Source organism: Rhodoblastus sp. (assembly GCF_052145335.1).
In the GTDB taxonomy this organism is placed as follows: Bacteria; Pseudomonadota; Alphaproteobacteria; order Rhizobiales; family Beijerinckiaceae; genus Rhodoblastus.
In genome coordinates, this window is sequence record NZ_JBKQOU010000189.1 from 11619 (window position 1) to 31489 (window position 19871).

The window sequence follows — 19871 nt, forward strand, 5'->3', positions numbered from 1 at the left end:
GGCCCCGCCTAATCCTTCGCAACGATGACTTTTTTCTCGCGTAGATCGGCCTTGCACAGATCGGGCGACGCTTCGCCCAGTCGGGCGCGATAGACATGCAGGTTCTCGACCACGCGCTGGACGTAATTGCGCGTTTCGGTAAAGGGGATGCGCTCGATCCAGTCGACCGGATCGACGTGGGCGTCACGCGGATCGCCATAGGCCTTGATCCAGTCGTGGACATTGCCGCCGCCGGCATTATAGGCGGCGAAGGTCAGAATATGCGATCCGCCATATTCGCCGAGCAATTGACCGAGATGATAGGCCCCTAGCTGGGCGTTGAAGGCGGCGTCATTTCTCAACCGCTCCTCGTCGAAGGCTATTCCGGCGTGACGCGCGGCGTTTCGCGCAGTGCCCACGATCATCTGCATCAACCCGAAGGCTCCGGCGCCGGAATGGGCGGAGGCGTCAAACGCGCTTTCCTGCCTGGCGATGGCCATCACCAGCGACCGGCTGGCGGAATTGGCCAGCGCGACAAAATTGGGCAGGCCGTTGACCGGATAGGCCAGGCTGTCGATGATCACGCCGTGATGCAGCGCCGCCTTGCCTGCCAGAAGCGCCGTGTGGGCATCGCCATTATCCTCGATGATGCGCGAAAGCGCCGCCATTTGTTCCGGCTCGCGCAGGATCTGGGCGCTGTCTAGCGCCAATTGCCGGCCAGCGTCCTTCTCGCCCAGCGCGAACAGCAGTTCGGCGGCGCGCACGAAGTCGCGCCGCGCCACCCCTTCGGCCGCGGCCGTCGGGGCGCTCAGGACCACGGCCTCGTCGCCGAGCTTGGCCCGCGCCAATTGTCCATAAAAAGTCATGCTCTCGCCGGCCGCGCGGGCGTAAAACGGCCTGCCGTCTTCCCCCTTGGCCTCGGCGACGCGGCCGCGCCAATAGGCGGCGCGGGCGATCGAATGCGGCGTATGCGCCTGCAACGCCATGGAATCGAAATGCGGCGCGGCCAGCGCCGGATCATTAAGGAAACGCAGGGCGATCCAGCCCGCGTGAAATTCCGCTTCGAGCCGCGCCTCGTTCGAGACGGCGGAATGTTCGGCGCAGATCTTGTACGCGCGCGCAAAATCCCCGGCGTCGAGCAGTTTGCGCGCGATCAGGCGGCGCTCCGTCCACCAGTCGTCGGGGCTCGCCAGTTTTTCAGGTTCCCGAGGCGCGTTCGCCATGAGGTTCGCCGCCTCGACGATATGGTCGGCGTGGCGTTCGGAATGGATGCGTTCGTAGAGCAACGCCGGATCGTCGCGCAACGCCGCCGGGACATGCGCGGAGACCTTGCTCCAGGCCGCATCGTTGGCGAGTTCGTTCTCGGCGCGAAACAGCGCCTGGCCATCCTTTCCGGCGAGAGCGGCGGCGCGGGCGGCGGCGGCGGTCTGCTCGCGCAGCATCAGCCGGTCGGCGCGATAAATATGGTCGGCGGCGGCAAGAGAAGCGCCGAAATCCTTCAACAGCCGCTTTTCCTGCGCCGGAGAGAGATCGGCCTCGCGCCAGATTTCGCGCGCCAGCCGCGCGGCCTCAAGGGACCGCGCCTCATCGGCGCGCAAGAGCTCGGCATAGGCGATTTCGCCGGCGACCGAGGTCGGCGGAAACTCGTTGAGATAAGCGGCCACGCGCTCCGGCCGGGCGCTTTCCGCGCCGGCCAGCTCTTCCGCATGTTTGCGCATCGCGGCGACCGGCCAGTCGGGATGGGTCCGCAGGAAGGAGGCGATGCGCTCGACGCCCGCCTTCACCGGATGATCGCGCAAAAAGGCCCATTCCACCGCGCCCCGCACCAGCGGATCCTTGGTGGTCAGCGCGGCGTCGCCCGATTCGGATTGGCCATCGCGATAAAAACGCAGCGCCTCGGCGGCGCCGGAAAGATCATAGCCGAGCGCCGACGCCCCGGCGGCGTTGGCTGCGGCCATGGCTTCGGCGACAGCCGGCGATTCGACGACGCGCCCATCCCCCGACGCGCTGTCCTCCCCTAGGGAAACCTCCGGCGGCGCGGCAGAGACTGCGTTGTCCCCGGAAGCCTGCGGTCCCTGCGGCGCGGGAGCAACCCCGACCCGGCCGGCCAGACGCCAGGCCTGCCGCGAAAACCTGCCGGAGGGGCCCGGCTGGTTGAGCGCAAGAAGACAACAACCGGCCGCCGCCGCTGCGAGGGCCAAACGCTGGTTCAGGGGCAATTTCCGGCGAAATGTCCGCATTCAAACGTCCTGTGGCTCCAGAATATGAGGGCTTAGCCTGCGCCCCGGATATTAACGACGGGTTAACCAATGATTTGCCGCCAGTGAAGCGCTTTCCGTGTGAAAGCGCCCCTTTCCGTGTCGACCATCAAAGGCTATGAGTGGCGTTCAGGCTAATTGCCTGCCAAAAGCGGCGCAGTTGCGGCCGTAAGCGGGACGGAAGATGGCGATGGCGACGGAAAAGCAGTTTCGGGGATGGATGACGGCGCTAGTGACGCCGTTCAAGGATGGCGCAATCGACGAAGCCACCCTTCGCGCCCTGATCGATTGGCAGATCGAAAGCGGAATCGCCGGTTTGGTGCCGGTCGGCACCACCGGCGAGAGCCCGACCTTGTCGCATGAAGAGCACAAGCGCGTGGTCGAGATCGCCGTCGCCGAGGCCGGCGGCCGCGTTCCGGTGATCGCCGGCGCCGGCTCCAACAATACGCGCGAGGCGATCGAACTGGCGGTCCACGCCGAAAAGGCCGGCGCTTCGGCGGCGCTGGTGGTGACTCCCTATTACAACAAGCCCAATCAGGAGGGCCTGTTCCAGCATTTCCGCGCCATCGACGCCGCCATCGGCATTCCGATCGTCATCTATAATATCCCGCCGCGCTCGGTGATCGACATGTCGGTCGAGACGATGAAGCGGTGCTACGGCGAATTGCGCAACATTGTCGGCGTCAAGGACGCCACCGGCAATGTCGCGCGCATTTCCCTGCAGAGGCAGGCAATGGGGCCGGAATTCCTGCAATTTTCCGGCGACGACATTACGGCGCTCGCCTGTTTCGCCGCCGGCGCCGTCGGTTGCATCTCGGTGGTCTCCAACATTGCCCCGCGGCCCTGCGCCGATCTTTGGGAAGCCGCGTCCGCCGGCGAATACGCCAAGGCTCTCGCAATCCAGGACCGGCTGACGCCGCTCCATGTCGCGACCTTCCTCGAGGCGGGCGTCACCGGGGCCAAGACCGGCCTGAACCTGCTGGGCCGCGCCAGCGACGAAGTGCGCCTGCCGCTGGTCGGCTCGACCGAACAGACCCGCAAGGCGATCAAGGCGGCGATGGTTGTGGCCGGCGTCATCAACGGCTGAGGCAAGGAACCGCTCGATGTATGAGCCCGCGCATTTTCGCGTCGAGGAGAAAAAACAACTCGTCGCATTTTTGCGCGCCCATCCGCTCGGGCTGCTGATCGTCCAGGGCGCGGAAAACATCACCGCCGACCTCATACCCTTCCTCGTCGACGACGAAGGCTTGTCGCTGCGCGCCCATTTCGCCCGCGCGAATCCGCTGCTGCAGGCGCTGGCGACCGGGCAAAGCGTTCTCGTGGTTTTCTGCGGTCCGCAGGCTTATATCAGCCCCGGCTATTATCCGTCGAAAGCCGAGCATGGCCGCGTCGTTCCGACCTGGAATTACGCCATGGTCCAGGCGCAAGGGCTTGCGAGACTGCGCGAGGAGCCGGAATGGATCTCGACGCAGATCGCCGATCTGACGGCGCAGCAGGAGGCCAGCCGCCCTGCCCCATGGTCGCCCGAGGACGCCCCGAGGGATTTCATCGCAGCGCAACTTCGCGCCATTGTCGGACTCGAGATCGCCATCGATGATCTGCGCGGTAAATATAAATTGTCGCAAAACCGTTCGCAGACCGACCGGCGCGGCGTTCTGGCCGGCCTTGCCGAGGAGAAATCGCCTGAGCCGAATTCACTGGCTGAATTGATGCTGGCGACGCAACCGACCAAAGGGCCGGAGGCCCCACAAAAAATTGGCTGAAAAACCGAAATCCAATTTCAAGATCGTCGCCGACAATCGCAAGGCGCGTTATCATTACGAGATCGGCGAGGCTTTCGAGGCCGGATTGATGCTGACCGGCACCGAGGTCAAGAGCCTGCGCACCGGCCGCTCGAACATCGCCGAATCCTACGCCAGCGTCGACGGCAAGGGGGAGATCTGGCTGGTCAACGCCAATATCCCGGAATATCACGCCGGCAATCGCAACAATCACGAACCCAAGCGGTTGCGCAAACTGCTGCTCAAGCACCGCGAAATCGTCAAGCTGTCGCATGGTGTGCAGCGCGAGGGCATGACCATCGTGCCGCTGAAACTCTATTTCAATGAGCGCGGCCGCGCCAAGATCGAAATCGCCCTGGGCAAGGGCAAGCAGGTTCACGACAAGCGCGAAACCGAGAAACAGCGCGACTGGAATCGTGAAAAAAGCCGTCTTTTGAAACAGCGCGATTAAATTTCGCAGCATTTCGCCTTCGCGGAAGGCTGCGGAATGATAAAACAGACTTGGCGTTATCGGCGGAAGACCGATTGCTTGATTCGCACGCCGCTTTTGGGGAGAGGTCCGCGTGAGCGAAAAGCTGCACAGCCGTTTTTGCACGGCGCCCGACGGACTCAATCTGCACGCGCTGGTCTACGGCGATGACGCCTCCGCGACGCCCATCGTCTGCCTGCCCGGCCTGACCCGCCCGGCGCGCGATTTCATCATCCTGGCGGGCTACCTGCACGCGAAAACGCCGCGACGCATCGTCAGCATGGACTATCGCGGACGCGGGGGGTCGGACTGGGACCCCGAATGGCGACATTATTCGCTGCCAGTCGAATACGTCGATATTCTCGCCGTGCTCGACCAGCTCGGCGTCACTTCGGCGATATTCATCGGGCTCTCGCGTGGCGGTCTGCACGCCATGTCCCTGGCCAGTCTGCGTCCGGAATTGGTCAAGGCGCTGGTGCTCAACGACGTCGGCCCGGAGATCAACCCGCAGGGCCTCGCGCATATCAGTTCCTATGTCGGCCGCCTGCCGCTGCTGCGCAATGTTCATGAGGCCATCGAACATTTCAAGCGCGTCATGGGCGACCGATTTCCCGCCGTTCCCGACGAACAATGGCTTTTTTATGCGGAAAATTCGCTTAATGCGACGCCGGAGCGGCTGCGGCTGTCCTACGATCCGCAACTGGCGCGGATGATGGAAAATTTCGACCCGACCCAGCCGCTGCCGGATCTGTGGCCGGTTTTCTGCGAATTGGCGACGCCGATCCTGGCCTTGCGCGGCGAAAATTCCGACATTCTGACGGCCGAAGCCCACGCCAGGATGGCGGAGCGCAATCCGCGCTGCCAGATCCATGTCGTGCCGGGCCAGGGCCATGCGCCGCTGCTGCTGGACGCGCCGACCCTGGAGCGCATCGCCTCGTTCATCCACGAAGTGGATCGCGCCAGCTGAGCCTTACGCCTCTCGTACGCCAGCGAAATCGGTGGCGCCGAGCGGCGAATTGAACGTGCCGGCCAAGGCGTCGCCGCTGGCCTTGACCGAAAAACCGATCGAGAAATTGCCCATCGGCGTCGGCACATTGGCGGTGAATTCGGCCGTGTCCTCAGTGACCTGGAGGTCGGTGAGCGGCGCTTCGCCTATGAGCGTGATCAAGGCGCCCGTCCCGTCGGCGTCGATGCGCATCGAGGGAGTCTGGACGCCAAAAGGCGTTTCGAGCGTCAGTTTCCAGGCGCCAACAATCGACATGGGTATTTCCTTTGCCAGTGATTCATCGAGCGCGACGGAATATTTCCGGCGCGTCCCGCGATCATAAAGGCCAGAAAAGCCCTCCGCCACTGTCGAGCAGCAAAAAAAGAAATTACCAGCCGGCGATGCGGGCGCAGGACTGACCTGCGGCGCCGAACACGTAGCGGTCGCCGCAGGCATAGGCGACCGGCGGCACATGGCTGCGCTCGAACAGGTCGTAACCCTGTTTGAGATTGCGCCAGAACGGACTCCAATCGCGGCGCGGCGAGGGCGGCGAACTGTCGGTGGAGAGGAAGGCGAGGACGTTGCTGGCCGCAGGCGCGGATTCGCGGGCGATGGCCGATTCGGTCATGCGGAAGGGGAAAATATGCACCGGCACTTCGCGCTGGCCGCCGGCGAGCGCCGCCGCGACAATCGAGTAGATTTCGTCGATCCCGTTATTGGTCATGGCGAAACAGCCGATCGACTTGCAATCGCCATGCACCATGACGGCGCTGCCGGTCGAGCCCTGGCGGCGGTCGAAGGCGTTGGGATAGCCGACGTCGAAGGCAAGATGGTAGGCCGAATGCGGATTGAGCTGGCGCGCCGAGACCGAATAGAAGCCTTCCGGCGATTGAAGGTCCGACTGCCGGGTCTTCGGACCCAGCTGGCCCGACCATTTGCAGATCGGAAAGGATTTATAGAGAGCGTAGCTTTCGCCGCGCTTGATCCATAATTCCATCGTCCCTTCCTGCTTGAAAATACGGACATAGACCGGCGCGCCCTTCTTGAACCCGTCGCCCAGCGCCGGCGAAGCCGCCGCGTTCTCACCGCCCGGCGGAAGCGGGGTGTTGCCGCCGACAGACGCGGTCACCGCAGCCAGTGCGCCCGCTATCCCGGAAAACTCGCCGGAGGCGGCCGGAGCGGGGCTGGGCTGCGCCGCGACTGCCGCCCTGGTCGGCGCGACAGGTTGCGGCGCGACGGCGACGGGCGGTGGCGGCGCTGATGCGGCGGCCGGCGCCGGCGTCACGGGTTGCGTTGGAGCAGGCAAAGCGGCGGCTGGGGATGCATTGAGCTGCGGCGCAGGGGCGTCAGCCGTCGCAACGGCGGCCGACAAGGAGGCCGGGCGGCGCGGTGGCAGCGGCACAGGCCTGTCCTGGCTGAAATCGGCGTCCGGCGGCATGATTTCGAGGCTGGCGAGAACTTCCGGCTGGGCGGGCGACGGCGCGTTGTTTGCCGGCGCAGCGTCGCGCGCGGCCTCGTCTCCGCGCAATCCGAGCGGCGCGCTGGCGCTGGAGGAAGCCAGCGGCTCGCGGGTGGCGGGAAGGCTGACCCGCAGCCAGACCGAGGAGGCCAGTTCGGCTTGTGGAGCGGCAGTTGTTTGAACGGAAGGTTGCGCTTCGGCGGGAGGACCCGTTTCGACAGCGCGATCCGCAGTGGGATTTTCGTTTGCGGGCCCAGGATTTTGAGCGCTGGATTCCGCGACCGGGGCGGCCGTCGCAACCTGCTCGGAAGCGGCGACTTGCTCTGCACCGGCCACTTGCTCGGAAGCGGCGAGCTTCCCGGGCGCGGCGACCTGGTCAGCCTCGGCGGATTGCGAAAGCGCCGATTGCTGCTGGACCCCCGCCTGATAGGACAGATAGGCGCCAAGGCAAAGCGAGACCGCGCATGACCCGGACAGCGTAAGAAATCGCCTCAGTTTTCGATGCTTCACGGCAAACGCCTCCCGCTTCGATCTCGAACGAAACAAGCTGGATACCCAACATGATCACGCTAACGCAATGTTAAGCATTTCAGCTTGCGCGAGACTTGCCTTGTTACAAATCAATTTCCGGTAATTTTCAGCACTGCTACGAATTTTTTTGGCTTGTATGGTTTTTCCGCAACAGTTGTCCACAAGATTTACGCTATTCCGATCATCTTGTGCGTCTGCAAACTGAGGCGCCAAGGCGGATGGCCCAGGCAGAAGGCGACAGCGGCGGCGATGTTTTCGGCGCGATTCGGTCCGTCCATCGGCTGAATCCAGAAATGGTCGAAGGCGAGCGATTCGAATGTTTCCGGCGCCAGACCCTGTTGCGGGTAGACCAGTTTCAACTCGGCGCCGGACGTCGCTCGCAAGGGCGCCCCGGCTTTCGGGCTGACGCAGAGCCAATCGACGCCCGGCGGGGGCGGCAGCACGCCGTTGCTTTCTACCGCGATGAAAAAACCTCGGGCGTGGACCGCCTCGATCAACGGCGCGTCGAGTTGCAACAGCGGTTCGCCGCCGGTGAAGACGACGAAACGCCCCTCCGTTCCCGCGCCCCAAACCTCGGCCAGGCGCCGCGCCAGAACTTCCGCGTCGGCGAATTTGCCGCCGCCCTCACCGTCGACGCCGACGAAATCGGTATCGCAGAAGGTGCAGACCGCCTCAGAGCGATCCTCTTCCCGGCCGCTCCAAAGATTGCAGCCGGCGAAGCGGCAGAACACGGCGGCGCGTCCCGCCTGGCCGCCCTCGCCCTGCAGGGTCTTGAAAATTTCCTTGACGCTATAAGCCATGAATCGCGTTCCCAGAGGGCAATATATCGCGCTTTCGCGCCGATATATCGACTCTCGAGCCGCACGCAGCTAATGTTTTACATCAGAGGCTTTTTTGCGACGCCGCCCCTGGCCGGAAAAAGGCAAGGATGACAATGGATAAAGGCGACGAATTAACGCAATGGCTGATCCGCTCGGCGCAAGGCGACCGGCTGGCCTTCGCCGCTTTATATCGCGCGACCTCGTCGAAACTCTTTGGAACTATTTTGCGTATCCTTGGTGACCGCGCGTTGGCGGCGGATATCCTTCAGGAGGTTTACGTGAAAATCTGGCGCCATGCGGCGAGCTTCGACGCGTCCAAGGCCGCTCCGACGACCTGGATGATGGCGGTCGCCCGCAACCGCGCCCTTGACGAGGCCCGCAAGCGCAAGCCGGCGACGCTCGACCCCGAATCGGAGGGATTGCACCTCGCGGCGCCGGAATCCGATCCGCTCGCCGGGCGCGACCGCAGCGAGGAATTGCGGCGCCTGCTGGGCTGTCTCGACCATCTCGACCCGGAACGGCGGCGGATCGTGGTTCTGGCCTATTGCGAGGGCCTGAGCCGGGATGAATTGTCGGCGCGGTTCGCCCATCCGGTAGCGACCATCAAGACCTGGCTGCGCCGCAGTCTGGCCCAATTGCGGGAGTGCCTCGGCACATGAACGGCGCGGACGAAGACGACCTCGAAATGCTCGCCGGAGAATATGTGCTGGGGGTGTTGGATTCGAGCGAGCGCCGGAATGTCGCGGCGCGGCGGCTGAACGAGCCCGCTCTCGACGCCGCGATTTCGCGATGGGAGGCGCGTCTGGCGCCGCTTTCCGCCTATGTCGCCGAGGTTCCTCCGCCGCCGGAAGTGTGGCAGCGAATCGAAGGCGACATTGCTGGCTCTTTGGCAGGCTCTTTGACCACCCCAGCTGCCGCCGATCTGGCGGCGTTGCGCGCAAAGGCGCGGCGCTGGAAAATCGCGGCCCTGGCCAGCGGCGCCCTCGCCGCCTCGCTGGCGGTGGCGCTGATTTCGGGCGAAATCCGCCAAAGCGCCGCGCCGCAGAATTTCGTCGCCGTGTTGCAGAAGGACGCGGCGTCGCCGGCTTTCGTCGTTTCGGTCGATCTCAAGACGCGGGAATTAACGGTGCGCCCGGTGTCGGCGGTGGCTCCGGCCGGCAAGTCCTATGAACTATGGATCATCAACGACAAGCTCGGGGCGCCGCAATCTCTCGGCGTGGTCGAGCAGGCGGATTTCACCACCAACGACAAATTGCGCGCCTATCCGCCGGATGTGGTGAAGACCTCGCTCTTCGCGGTGACGGTCGAACCCGAGGGTGGCTCGGCAAATGGCAAACCCTCCGGGCCCCCGGTTTTCGCCGGCAAATTGATCCAGGCTCTGCCTTAGGGGCCTGAGCAACGTCATGCCCGGCGAGGTTGCGGCTGGGCTGCGACTCCTGGCTTGGCGCTTCCTTTCGCGCCCGTTTCATGGCACTTGGAAACCGTTGCAATGGCGTTTTTTCTTTCGGATCGGACGCCGCCGTTTTGACGAGAGACGCCATGACAGTTCTTTTTGTCGGTCATTCCTATATCGACATGACGATGATCACCGATGTCATGCCTTCGGGCGACGAAAAGGCGGTGGCCAAGGATTTCGCCGTCTCGTTCGGAGGCAATGCGGTGACGGCGGCTTTCGCCTGCGCCAAACTCGGCCATGCGCCCGATCTGCTGACCACCATGTCCGACGATTGGCTCGGCCAGATGTTCTGGGACATGGCGCGCAAATATGATGTCACGCTGTTCCCCCGCAAAGTGGCGCGCTCCTCGCTGTCCTTCGTGCTGCCGCAAGGCGGCAAGCGCGCCATCCTGCGCGCCCGCGATTCGCATCATCTGCGGCCGTTCATGAAGCTGGACGTTGGAACCTACGAGGCTCTGCATCTCGATGGCCACCAGGCCGACGCCGCGCTTTATTACGCCAAGGCCTGCCGCGAAAAAGGCGTGCTGACCTCGCTCGACGGCGGCGCAGTGAGGGTCAATTCCGACGAGGTCCTGCATTATATCGACGTCGCCGTGGTCGCCGAGAATTTCTGCGCGCAGATGAAGCTCACGCCGGTCGAAACCCTGGCCTACCTGAAATCGCGCGGCGTCAAAATCGCCGGCGTGACCGAAGGCGAGCAGGGAATGTTGTGGATCGACGAGGACGGCCATATCAGCCGCCTGCCAGCGCTGAAGGTGCCGCGCGAAAAAGTGATCGACACCTCGGGCGCCGGCGACGTTTTCCACGGCGCCTATCTGGCTTCCTATTTATCGAACCGCGAGGCGCGCTGGATCGAACATTTCGACTTCGCCCGCGCCGCCTCGGCTTTCAAGGTGCAGCATCTCGGCAACGAGGCCGGCCTGCCGACGCGAGAAGACATTGCGGAGATGCGGCGGCTTTACGCCAAATGCGAGCAAAAAGTCTAGGGTCGGCTCCCTGCCCGTCGTTGTCGATAAAGCTAAGTCGGGATCACTGGCGGGTGGTAGGGCAGCGTGTAGGCAAAAGCCCACAGCAGGAACAAGGTCAGCGGCAGCATCACGATCAGCTGCAGGAAAGTGAAACCGACGATGTTTCGCGCCTTCAGGCCCAGCACGCCGAGCAAGGGCAGCATCCAGAACGGATTGATCAGGTTGGGCAGCGCCTCGGCGGCGTTATAGACCTGCACCGCCCAGCCGAGATTCACTTTCAGGTCGTTGGCCGCCTGCATCAGATAGGGCGCCTCCAACAGCCATTTGCCGCCGCCCGACGGCACGAAAAAGCCGAGAATGCTCGAATAAAGACCGATGGCCAGCGGATAGGTATGCTGCGTGGTCAGGCTGACGAAGGCGTGGGCGATCTGGTCGGAAACCGTCAGCCCGGCGCCGTTCTTCGGCTGGGTCAGGATGGCGGCGATGCCGCCGTAGAACGGGAACTGGATCAGCACGCCGGCCGTCGCCGGCACGGCCTTCTTGACCGCGTCGAGAAAGCGCCGGGGACGCCAGTGCAGCAGCAGGCCGACCATGATGAAGATGAAGTTATAGGTATTGAGATTGGAAATCGCGACCATCGCGCTCTGGCGGGAGAATTCGTGGATGATCCAGCCGAGGGCGAGCAGCACGATCAGCACCGTGAGAATCGGCGAATGCTCCAGCCATTCGCCCGGCTGCGACGGCGGCGCAATCTCGTTGACGTCGCTCGCGGAGACGTCAATGCCCATGGCTTCGGCGGTCAGGGCGTGGTCGGGGCCCGGAGCTGACAGAAAGGCGATGGCGATCGCCACGGCGATGATGATCGCGGCGACGACCATCGACTGCCACAGGAAAATCGTCTCGGTAAAGGGAATGACGCCGGTGATCGGCAGCAACGCCTTGGGCAGGCTGCCGGCATTGGCCTGGAGCTGCGCGGCGGAAGACGAAAGCCCCAGCGCCCAGACCGAACCGAGCCCGAGATAGGCCGCCCCTCCGGCGGCGCGGTAATCCATTTTCAGCTCGCGCCTCTTGGCCAGAGCCAGCACCAGCAGTCCGCTGAAGACAAGGCTGAGGCCCCAGTTGAGCAACGAGGCGAAAAGCGCGACGGCGGCGACCATGCCGACCGCCGCGATCCCGCTTTTCGGCGCGGCGGCGAGCCGCCGGATCAGCCCTGCCGCGGGAGCGGAAGTCGCCACGACATAGCCCCCGATAACGACAAAAGCCATTTGCATGGTGAAGGTGATCAGGCTCCAGAAACCATTGCCGAATGCGACGCTGGTATCGAGCGGCGAGGCGCCGTTGATCAGCGCGCCCGCTGCTACGATGATCACGGCGATGACGACAAAAATGAAGGCGTCGGGGAACCACCGCTCGGCCCAGGCGGTGAAAGCGATGGCGACGCGCACCATCGCCCCTTCCCGTTCCGGGGGCAGGTCTTTCAGGGCCTTTTCGGTCTGCGCGGTCATCGCCGTTTCCTCGCCTTTTTCGCCGTGATCAGCTTTAGCATGGCAATCTAGCAGCCAAATCGGGAAAGGGCATCGACAACTTTATGCCCAACTCAATATGAAGGCCCCGGCGCCAAGCACGATGACCAGCGCCGCAATAATCCAGTGCTTGGCCGTCCAGTTGTGCATGATCATTGATGATTCCAAACCCAGGTCGTCCGATACGGCAGATTCATTATGGCGAACTTTCAGATTTTCAAACCAATCCCGAAAGGCCGGACATATTCCGGCGAAATGGCCTATCCAGCCCAGGCCAGCGCGCCGCCGGTCATCGGCTCCGAGACGCCGGTGGTGGTGGGAAAGGTCAGCGGCAGGCCCTTGAGCGAGCGGACGCCGAGAAAGGCGAAGGCCTGCGCCTCGATCGCCTGCGAGTCCCAGCCAAAATCCTCCGCCCGGCGCACCGGACACGGGGCTCTCGTCGCCAGCGCCTGCATCAAGGCCGGATTGTGCGCGCCGCCGCCGCAGACCACGATCAGCCGAGGCTCGGCCGGCAGAAAGCCGAGATGAGCGAGAATGGCGCAGGCGGTGAAGGCCGCCAATGTGGCCGCCGCGTCCGGAAGCGGCAGTCCGGCGACCGGGCTAGAGGAAAAAGCGTTGCGGTCAAGCGACTTCGGCGGCTTTTGCGCGAAATAGGGATGATCCATCAGCTTGGCCAGCGCCGCCTCGTCGACCTGTCCGGACAAAGCGCAGGCGCCGTCCTCATCCATCGCGCGGCCCGTCTGCGCAAACATCAGGTCGTCGAGCAAGGCGTTGCCCGGCCCGGCGTCGCAGGCGATGGGGTCGGCGTCGGGCTCGACATAGGTCATGTTGGCGACCCCGCCGATATTGACGAACAGCAAAGGCGCGGCGACGCCCGAGGCCTCCGCCAGGGCGCGATGATAGACGGGCACCAGCGGCGCCCCCTGCCCGCCTGCGGCCATGTCGGCGGCGCGAAGATCATAGGCCACGTCGATGCCGATCCGCCGCGCCAGCAGCGCGCCATCTCCGATCTGCACCGTCAATCCGGCCTCGGGGCGGTGCAGCACGGTCTGGCCATGAAAGCCGATCAGATCGACCGTGGCGGCATCGATGTTGTTTTTTTGGAGAAAGGCGCCAATGACGTCGATATGGCGGCCGGTGATCAGATATTCGGCCTCCGCGAGCGGACCGGGCCGCTCGTCGCGCTGCTTCAAGCTCCGCGCCGCCGCCACCGCCCGGCGCAGCAGCGCGCGATCCTCTTCGGAAAACGGATAGGAGGCGCTCGGGCCGAATTTCAGCGTCCGCCTTCCATCGGTTTCCAGATAGGCGAGATCGATGGCGTCCATCGACGTGCCCGTCATTGCGCCGATAGCGCGAAAGATTTTCGGCATTGCAAACCCCGCCGCAAGATTTCATCGTTAATCTGGTTAGCACGCAATGCGATTTCATCGAAAGGGCGACCATGATCGAACTATTCTATTGGCCGACGCCGAATGGCCACAAGATCACGATCTATCTGGAGGAGACCGGCCTGCCCTACCAGATCCACCCGGTGAACATCGGCGCCGGCGATCAGTTCAAGCCGGATTTCCTGAAAATTGCCCCGAATAACCGCATGCCGGCGATCATCGACACCGCGCCCGCCGACGGCGGCGAACCTGTTTCCATTTTCGAATCCGGCGCGATCCTGACCTATCTGGGCGAAAAGACCGGGAAATTCCTGCCCGCCGGCCCCCGCGAAAAATTCGCCGTGCTGGAATGGCTGTTCTGGCAGGTGGGCGGCCTCGGGCCGATGGCCGGGCAGAACCATCATTTCGCGAACTATGCGCCCGAAAAAATCCCCTACGCCATCGACCGCTATGTCAAGGAAACCAACCGGCTCTATGGCGTGCTCGACGGTCAACTGGCGAAGATGCGCGACCATGGCGGCTTTGTCGCCGGCGCCTATTCGATCGCCGACATGGCCTGTTATCCCTGGGTCGCGCCGTGGAAGGACCAGGGCCAGAACCTCGACGATTTTCCCGACCTGCGCCGCTGGTTCGACACGGTTCGCGCCCGCCCCGCCGTTCAGCGCGCCTATGAAATCGGCGACAGGATCCGGCCGCCGAAGCCGCTGAGCGATGAGGACAAGAAGGTGCTGTTTGGGCAGACGGCGGCTAGCGTGCGCCTGAAGGCATGACCGGGACGCCGGATTTTGCCGCAATCCGCAAACGAGCGGAAAAACGCAAGGGCGGCGCCGAAGCGCTCAAGCGCCTGCTGCCGGAAAGCGCAGGCAATGCGGCTCTGGCGCAGACGCCCGACAACCGCATCCTCTCCTGCATGAGCCAGCGTATTTTCTGCGCCGGCTTCGTGTGGAGCGTGATCGACAGGAAATGGCCGGGTTTCGAGGCGGCTTTTGAAAATTTCGAGCCCGGCAGGCTGGCCCTGGAGCCGGACGGATTCTGGGACCGGCTGGCCAGCGACAGTCGCATCGTGCGTCATGGCGCGAAAATCGCCGCCGTGCGCGCCAACGCTGTCTTCGTCGCCCATATCGCCGCTGAGCGCGGCGGTTTCGGACGCTTGCTCGCGGATTGGCCCTCCGACGACCAGATCGGATTGCTGGAATTCCTCGCCCGCAACGGGTCGCGGCTCGGCGGCATGACCGGGCAATATTTTCTGCGCTTTGTCGGCTGGGACGCCTTCATTTTGTCGCGCGACGTGCTGGCCTGTCTGCGGGACGCCGGGGTCGAAATTTCCGACAAGGCGACGTCAAAGCGCGACCTCGCGGCGGCGCAGGGGGCTTTTTCCATATGGGCGAAGCAGACGGGCCCGAGCTACACCCAGCTTTCCCGCATCTGCGCCATGTCGATCGGCGAGAACTACGACGCCGAAACCATTTTGCAGCGGATGCACGGCGACGATCAGAGCCCGGACGGCGCTTCATTTCGCCAATAGCTTCTCAACCAGGGTCCGCTCGCAGGCCTTGAAGCCGATATACATGGCCAGGGCGAAATAGCCGTTCGCCAACAGCTCGCCCAGTTGAATCAGCGCGCCTTCCATCACCGCCATCAGACCGTGTTCCGAGAGAAAGCGGAAATTGGCGCTCAGCGTCATGAACAGATTGAAAGAGGCCGCCGCGCCAAGAGCGGAAAACACGCCCATCAGCAGGAAGGTCGCGCTCCAGTGGAAGGTCAGGATCTTCTGCATCCAGATGCGCATGAGCCCTCCACGCCGACGATTTTTCGAGCGGCGCTCGTCAGCCGCCGATCACGCTGGTGATCATCTGCCCGCCACGGTTGATCGACAATTTCCACACATAGGGATGCTGTCCGCACAATCGTTCCAGATCGCGCGTGCTGCCGATCTTCTCGCCGCTGAGCGAAACCACGATATCACCCTTTTGGAATCCGACCATCGACGCCGGTGCGCCTTCCTCCACATCGACCACGGCGACGCCGTCACGGCTATTGGCGATGGAAAACTCCTCCATCGTCGCCGGCGAAATATTGACCACGCTGGCCCCGGCGAAGGGGCAGGCGCCCTTGATCTTGATCAGGTCGCGCGGCGGGTTTTCCGGCGCGGCGACCAGGTTCAGCGACACGACCACGGGCTTGCCATCGCGGCGCACCGCCAGCGACGCCACCCCGCCGAGCGGCCGCGCGCCGAGACGATAGCCGACGCCGCCGGAATCCTGCACCGCCTGCCCGTCGATCGCGACGATCACGTCGCCGCGCTTGAGCCCGCCCGCCGCCGCCGGTCCATGCGGATCGACTTCGGCGACCAGGGCGCCGGCCGGACGGTCGAGGCCGAGCGATTCGGCGATGTCGCGCGAAACATTCTGCAGATTGGCGCCGAGCCAGGGGCGGCGAACTTCCTTGCCGCCGGATTTCGCCGCCGCCACCACGTTCTTCACCATATTGACCGGAATGGCGAAGCCGATGCCGACCGAACCGCCCGATTGCGAGAAAATCGCTGAATTGATGCCGATGAGACGCGCCTGCATGTCGATCAGCGCGCCGCCGGAATTGCCCGGGTTGATTGCCGCGTCGGTCTGGATGAAAAAGCCATAGTCGGAAATGCCGATCTCGGTGCGCGCCAGAGCGGAAATGATTCCCTGGGTCACCGTCTGGCCGACGCCAAAGGGGTCGCCGATGGCGAGCGCCAGATCTCCGACCTCGATGGCGTCGGAATCGCCCATTTCCAGCACCGGAAAGTCTTTTTCGCTGCTCTTGATGCGCAGGATGGCGAGGTCGCTGCGCTGGTCGCGCAGAAGAATCTCCGCCGGCAATTCGCGCCGGTCGGACAAGGCCACCTTGACGTCGGTCATGCCTTCGATGACATGAAAATTAGTCACGACCAGGCCGGACGGATCGACGATCACCCCGGAGCCAAGCGATTGCGCCGTCGCGCCGCCCGGCCGCCGGCCATCGCCGAAAAAGCGCTGGAAAATAGGATCGTTGAAGATTGGATTACGCGGCTGTTTGTCCAATCTTTGCGCATAGACATTGACCACCGCCGGCGCGGCCTTTTTCACTAGCGGCGCGAAGCTCAAGTTTACCTCCGCCTTGCTTTGCGGAATGGCTCTCGGAGCTTCCGCCCAAGCCGGCGCGGCAAGCGTCAGAGCGAGGCCGATGAAAGCTGATGCGACGCGCGCGGTGAAAAAATTAGACGCCATGCGATCCCCCGAATTGCTCACCGCAATATAGGCCGGGGCGCGGCAATGAAAAAGGGCGGCAAAAACGCCGCCCTTTGCAAAACTTCAAATGTTTACGAACCTATTCGGCGGCTTCGGCGACCGGGCCGGAATCCTGGCCGCGGGCGGTGACGTCGCGATCGACGAATTCAATCACCGCCATGGCGGCGTTGTCGCCGTAGCGGAAACCCGCCTTGAGCACGCGGCAATAGCCGCCGTTGCGCTCCTTGTAGCGCGGGCCGAGCACGTCGAACAATTTCTTGACGAGCACCGCGTCCTTGATCTGGGAAATGGCCTGGCGGCGGGCGTGCAGGTCGCCGCGCTTGGCGAGCGTCACCAGCTTCTCGACGACCGGACGAAGATCCTTGGCCTTGGGCAGAGTGGTGACGATCTGCTCATGCTTGATCAAAGCCTGAGACATGTTGGCGAACATCGCCTTGCGATGTTCGGCGGTGCGGTTGAAACGACGCTTGGAATGACCGTGATACATGTGGCTCTCCTGAAATTGTTACGGCCGCCGTGCCAAGGTACGGCCGTTCTGTGCTTTGCCCCTTTTGGGGCGTTGAGCCGGCGCTTACACGTTGGGAAGCGCCGGAAACCTTTCCTCCGTCATTGCGAGGAGCGAAGCGACGAAGCAATCCAGTGGCCGCAGGCTGGATCTGGATTGCTTCGCTGCGCTCGCAATGACGGCGCTTTGCCTCAGTAATGCTCTTCGAACCGCTTGGCGAGTTCGTCGATATTTTCCGGCGGCCAGCCGGTGACTTCCATGCCGAGATGCAGGCCCATCTGCGCCAGCACTTCCTTGATTTCGTTCAGCGACTTGCGACCGAAATTCGGGGTGCGGAGCATTTCGGCTTCGGTCTTCTGGATCAGGTCGCCGATATAGACGATATTGTCGTTCTTCAGGCAGTTGGCCGAACGAACGGACAGCTCCAACTCGTCGACCTTCTTCAAGAGCGCCGGGTTGAAGGCCAGTTCCGGAATCGCCGGGGCGTTTTCTTCGCGCTTCGGCTCTTCGAAATTGACGAAGACGTTCAACTGGTCCTGCAGGATGCGCGCGGCGAAAGCCACGGCGTCTTCCGGAGACAGCGATCCGTTGGTTTCCAGCTGCATGGTCAGCTTGTCATAATCGAGCACCTGACCCTCGCGGGTCGGCTCGATCTTGTAGCTGCACTTTTTCACCGGCGAATAGATCGAATCGACCGGGATCAGGCCAATCGGCGCGTCCTCGGCGCGGTTGCGATCGGCCGGGACATAGCCCTTGCCGGTATTGACGGTGAATTCCATGCGGATTTCCGCGCCCTCGTCGAGGGTGCAGAGCGGCAGGGTCGGGTTGAGCACGGCGATGTCGCCGGTCACGCCGATGTCGCCGGCATAGACCACGCCCGGACCCTGCTTTTTCAGGGTCATGCGCTTGGGGCCGTCGCCGTGCATCTTGATCGCCACGTCCTTGATGTTGAGGACGATGTCGGTCACGTCCTCGCGCACGCCGGGGATGGACGAAAACTCATGCAGCACGCCGTCGATATGGACGGAGGTGATGGCCGCGCCCTGCAGCGACGACAAAAGAATTCTCCGCAAGGCATTGCCAAGGGTGAGGCCGAAGCCGCGCTCCAGCGGCTCCGCGATGACGGTGGCGACGCGCTTGGGATCTTCGCCGGCCACGACATGCAGCTTGTTCGGCTTGATCAGTTCTTGCCAATTTTTCTGAATCATTTCTCGACCTCTTCCTCGACGCCGGGCATATCGGTCCGTCGACCATGGCTGCGGCGCCGTTGCACGGAAAACGCGCGAGTCTTCCGTCGAAGACTCACGCGGCATTGCAAAGATCAGACGCGGCGGCGCTTGCGCGGGCGGCAGCCGTTATGCGGGATCGGCGTCACGTCGCGGATCGAGGTGACGGTGAAGCCCGCCGCCTGGAGGGCGCGCAGCGCCGATTCGCGGCCGGAGCCGGGACCGGAAACTTCGACTTCCACCGTGCGCATGCCGTGTTCCTGCGCCTTGCGGGCGGCGTCTTCGGCGGCCATCTGCGCGGCATAGGGGGTCGACTTGCGCGAGCCCTTGAAGCCCATGGTGCCGGCGGACGACCACGAAATCGTGTTGCCCTGCGCGTCGGCGATGGTGATCATGGTGTTGTTGAACGAGGAATAGACGTGGGCGACGCCCGAAGCGATGTTCTTGCGCTCCCTGCGGCGAACGCGGGTGTTTTCCTTGGCCATATTTCAGTCCTTCTAACGCGCCCGTAATGCCAGGCGCTGGGGTTAATCTCGCATCCCTAGGGAACGCGAAGGGGGAACACTCAAAATTCGGATCAAAATGGGTTGGGTTGCGGCGAAAACGGCGTTTTGCGAGCACCGAAGCGGAGCGTACTTCAGTACGTGAGCATCGGAGCCCAGAAAAGCGCCTTTTGCAGCCCGACCCAACCCATTTGGGCCGGATTTTTACTTCTTTTTGCCGGCGATCGGCTTCGCCTTGCCCTTGCGGGTGCGGGCGTTGGTATGGGTGCGCTGGCCACGAACCGGCAGCTGGCGGCGATGGCGCAGGCCACGGTAGCAGCCGAGGTCCATCAGGCGCTTGATGTTCATCGCCACTTCGCGGCGAAGATCGCCTTCCACCATGTAATCGCGGTCGATGGTCTCGCGGATCTGCAGCACTTCCGCGTCGGTCAGCTGGTTGACGCGGCGCTCGGCCGGGATGGAAACCTTTTCGCAGATTTCCTCGGCCTTTTTCGAGCCGATGCCGTGGATATATTGCAAAGCTATGACCACACGCTTGTTGGTCGGAATATTGACGCCGGCTATACGAGCCATTTTCATCTCCATATGAGGGCTTTTAAAGCCCGTTGTTGACCCGCGTCCGGTGGAGACCGGCCCCTGCGAGGCTTGTGGCGTTTCGAATATCCCCGAAAAGTTGGAGACTTTTCGGATCAGGATATGCGCATTGACGCAACAAAGAAAACAAACGCCCCTGCTTTGGCAAGCGGGAGCGCT

21 protein-coding genes are annotated in these 19871 nt (G+C 63.3%); 9 read left to right on the top strand and 12 right to left on the bottom strand.

All coding sequences use genetic code 11. From position 1 onward, the window contains the following. Positions 1-8: 8 nt before the first annotated feature. Positions 9-2219 (bottom strand): lytic transglycosylase domain-containing protein, encoded by a 2211-nt coding sequence (locus tag ACLP2E_RS11965; protein ID WP_442466064.1) that lies wholly within the window; start codon positions 2217-2219, stop codon positions 9-11. A gap of 208 nt (positions 2220-2427) precedes the next feature. On the opposite strand from ACLP2E_RS11965, the gene dapA reads away from it, so the two are divergent. The 4 genes from dapA (at position 2428) to ACLP2E_RS11985 (ending at position 5454) form a co-directional block, all read left to right on the top strand. Beyond that, the gene (gene dapA / locus ACLP2E_RS11970) at positions 2428-3324 is read left to right on the top strand and encodes a 4-hydroxy-tetrahydrodipicolinate synthase (protein ID WP_442463788.1); all 897 of its coding nucleotides are present in this window, start codon (positions 2428-2430) and stop codon (positions 3322-3324) included. A gap of 16 nt (positions 3325-3340) precedes the next feature. After that, positions 3341-4000, top strand: a complete 660-nt coding sequence (locus ACLP2E_RS11975) for an FMN-binding negative transcriptional regulator (protein ID WP_442466065.1) — start codon at positions 3341-3343, stop codon at positions 3998-4000. Beyond that, complete coding sequence (smpB, locus tag ACLP2E_RS11980; RefSeq protein ID WP_442466066.1) at positions 3993-4469, top strand: SsrA-binding protein SmpB; 477 nt, start codon at positions 3993-3995, stop codon at positions 4467-4469. Before ACLP2E_RS11975 ends, smpB begins: the two co-directional genes overlap by 8 nt. A gap of 112 nt (positions 4470-4581) precedes the next feature. Further along, positions 4582-5454 (top strand): alpha/beta fold hydrolase, encoded by an 873-nt coding sequence (locus tag ACLP2E_RS11985; RefSeq protein ID WP_442463791.1) that lies wholly within the window; start codon positions 4582-4584, stop codon positions 5452-5454. A 3-nt stretch (positions 5455-5457) separates the two neighbouring features. On the opposite strand, the gene ACLP2E_RS11990 is transcribed toward ACLP2E_RS11985, so the two are convergent. The 3 genes from ACLP2E_RS11990 to queE all read right to left on the bottom strand — a co-directional run bounded on the left by ACLP2E_RS11990 (position 5458) and on the right by queE (position 8262). After that, positions 5458-5748: a hypothetical protein gene (locus ACLP2E_RS11990; RefSeq protein ID WP_442463792.1), complete on the bottom strand. Its 291-nt coding sequence runs from the start codon at positions 5746-5748 to the stop codon at positions 5458-5460. A 112-nt stretch (positions 5749-5860) separates the two neighbouring features. Continuing rightward, the gene (locus ACLP2E_RS11995; RefSeq protein ID WP_442466067.1) at positions 5861-7441 is read right to left on the bottom strand and encodes a L,D-transpeptidase family protein; all 1581 of its coding nucleotides are present in this window, start codon (positions 7439-7441) and stop codon (positions 5861-5863) included. A 188-nt stretch (positions 7442-7629) separates the two neighbouring features. Continuing rightward, the gene (gene queE / locus ACLP2E_RS12000) at positions 7630-8262 is read right to left on the bottom strand and encodes a 7-carboxy-7-deazaguanine synthase (RefSeq protein WP_442463794.1); all 633 of its coding nucleotides are present in this window, start codon (positions 8260-8262) and stop codon (positions 7630-7632) included. 128 nt (positions 8263-8390) lie between these two features. Here queE and ACLP2E_RS12005 point away from each other — a divergent pair, with 128 nt between their 5' ends. From ACLP2E_RS12005 to ACLP2E_RS12015, 3 genes are all read left to right on the top strand, one after another. Beyond that, a complete protein-coding gene (locus ACLP2E_RS12005) occupies positions 8391-8942 on the top strand; it encodes a sigma-70 family RNA polymerase sigma factor (protein ID WP_442466068.1) in 552 nt (183 codons plus the stop codon). After that, complete coding sequence (locus ACLP2E_RS12010; RefSeq protein ID WP_442466069.1) at positions 8939-9670, top strand: anti-sigma factor; 732 nt, start codon at positions 8939-8941, stop codon at positions 9668-9670. The genes ACLP2E_RS12005 and ACLP2E_RS12010 overlap by 4 nt, the downstream gene beginning before the upstream one ends. Positions 9671-9822: 152 nt before the next feature. Next, positions 9823-10725: a PfkB family carbohydrate kinase gene (locus tag ACLP2E_RS12015; protein WP_442463797.1), complete on the top strand. Its 903-nt coding sequence runs from the start codon at positions 9823-9825 to the stop codon at positions 10723-10725. A gap of 32 nt (positions 10726-10757) precedes the next feature. Here the strand turns inward: ACLP2E_RS12015 and ACLP2E_RS12020 are convergent, their stop codons facing one another. Beyond that, entirely contained in the window at positions 10758-12212 is a 1455-nt protein-coding gene (locus ACLP2E_RS12020) for a short-chain fatty acid transporter (protein WP_442466070.1), read from the bottom strand. A 278-nt stretch (positions 12213-12490) separates the two neighbouring features. Next, positions 12491-13600 carry an anhydro-N-acetylmuramic acid kinase gene (locus ACLP2E_RS12025; protein WP_442463799.1) on the bottom strand — a complete coding sequence of 370 codons (1110 nt, stop codon included), beginning with the start codon at positions 13598-13600 and terminating at the stop codon, positions 12491-12493. Between the two features lie 71 nt (positions 13601-13671). On the opposite strand from ACLP2E_RS12025, the gene ACLP2E_RS12030 reads away from it, so the two are divergent. After that, complete coding sequence (locus ACLP2E_RS12030; protein ID WP_442463800.1) at positions 13672-14388, top strand: glutathione S-transferase N-terminal domain-containing protein; 717 nt, start codon at positions 13672-13674, stop codon at positions 14386-14388. Continuing rightward, entirely contained in the window at positions 14385-15143 is a 759-nt protein-coding gene (locus tag ACLP2E_RS12035) for a DNA-3-methyladenine glycosylase I (protein ID WP_442466071.1), read from the top strand. Before ACLP2E_RS12030 ends, ACLP2E_RS12035 begins: the two co-directional genes overlap by 4 nt. On the opposite strand, the gene ACLP2E_RS12040 is transcribed toward ACLP2E_RS12035, so the two are convergent. From ACLP2E_RS12040 to rpsM, 6 genes are all read right to left on the bottom strand, one after another. Continuing rightward, positions 15129-15407 carry a hypothetical protein gene (locus tag ACLP2E_RS12040; protein WP_442463802.1) on the bottom strand — a complete coding sequence of 93 codons (279 nt, stop codon included), beginning with the start codon at positions 15405-15407 and terminating at the stop codon, positions 15129-15131. The genes ACLP2E_RS12035 and ACLP2E_RS12040 overlap by 15 nt on opposite strands. A gap of 37 nt (positions 15408-15444) precedes the next feature. Then, positions 15445-16863 (bottom strand): Do family serine endopeptidase, encoded by a 1419-nt coding sequence (locus tag ACLP2E_RS12045; RefSeq protein ID WP_442463803.1) that lies wholly within the window; start codon positions 16861-16863, stop codon positions 15445-15447. Positions 16864-16963: 100 nt separating this feature from the next. Further along, a complete protein-coding gene (rplQ, locus tag ACLP2E_RS12050) occupies positions 16964-17371 on the bottom strand; it encodes a 50S ribosomal protein L17 (RefSeq protein WP_442463804.1) in 408 nt (135 codons plus the stop codon). Positions 17372-17580: 209 nt separating this feature from the next. Continuing rightward, complete coding sequence (locus tag ACLP2E_RS12055; RefSeq protein WP_442463805.1) at positions 17581-18597, bottom strand: DNA-directed RNA polymerase subunit alpha; 1017 nt, start codon at positions 18595-18597, stop codon at positions 17581-17583. A gap of 113 nt (positions 18598-18710) precedes the next feature. Further along, on the bottom strand, positions 18711-19100 hold the full coding sequence (gene rpsK / locus ACLP2E_RS12060; protein WP_442463806.1) for a 30S ribosomal protein S11: 390 nt from the start codon (positions 19098-19100) through the stop codon (positions 18711-18713). 222 nt (positions 19101-19322) lie between these two features. Next, the gene (gene rpsM / locus ACLP2E_RS12065; RefSeq protein WP_442463807.1) at positions 19323-19691 is read right to left on the bottom strand and encodes a 30S ribosomal protein S13; all 369 of its coding nucleotides are present in this window, start codon (positions 19689-19691) and stop codon (positions 19323-19325) included. Positions 19692-19871: the final 180 nt, after the last annotated feature.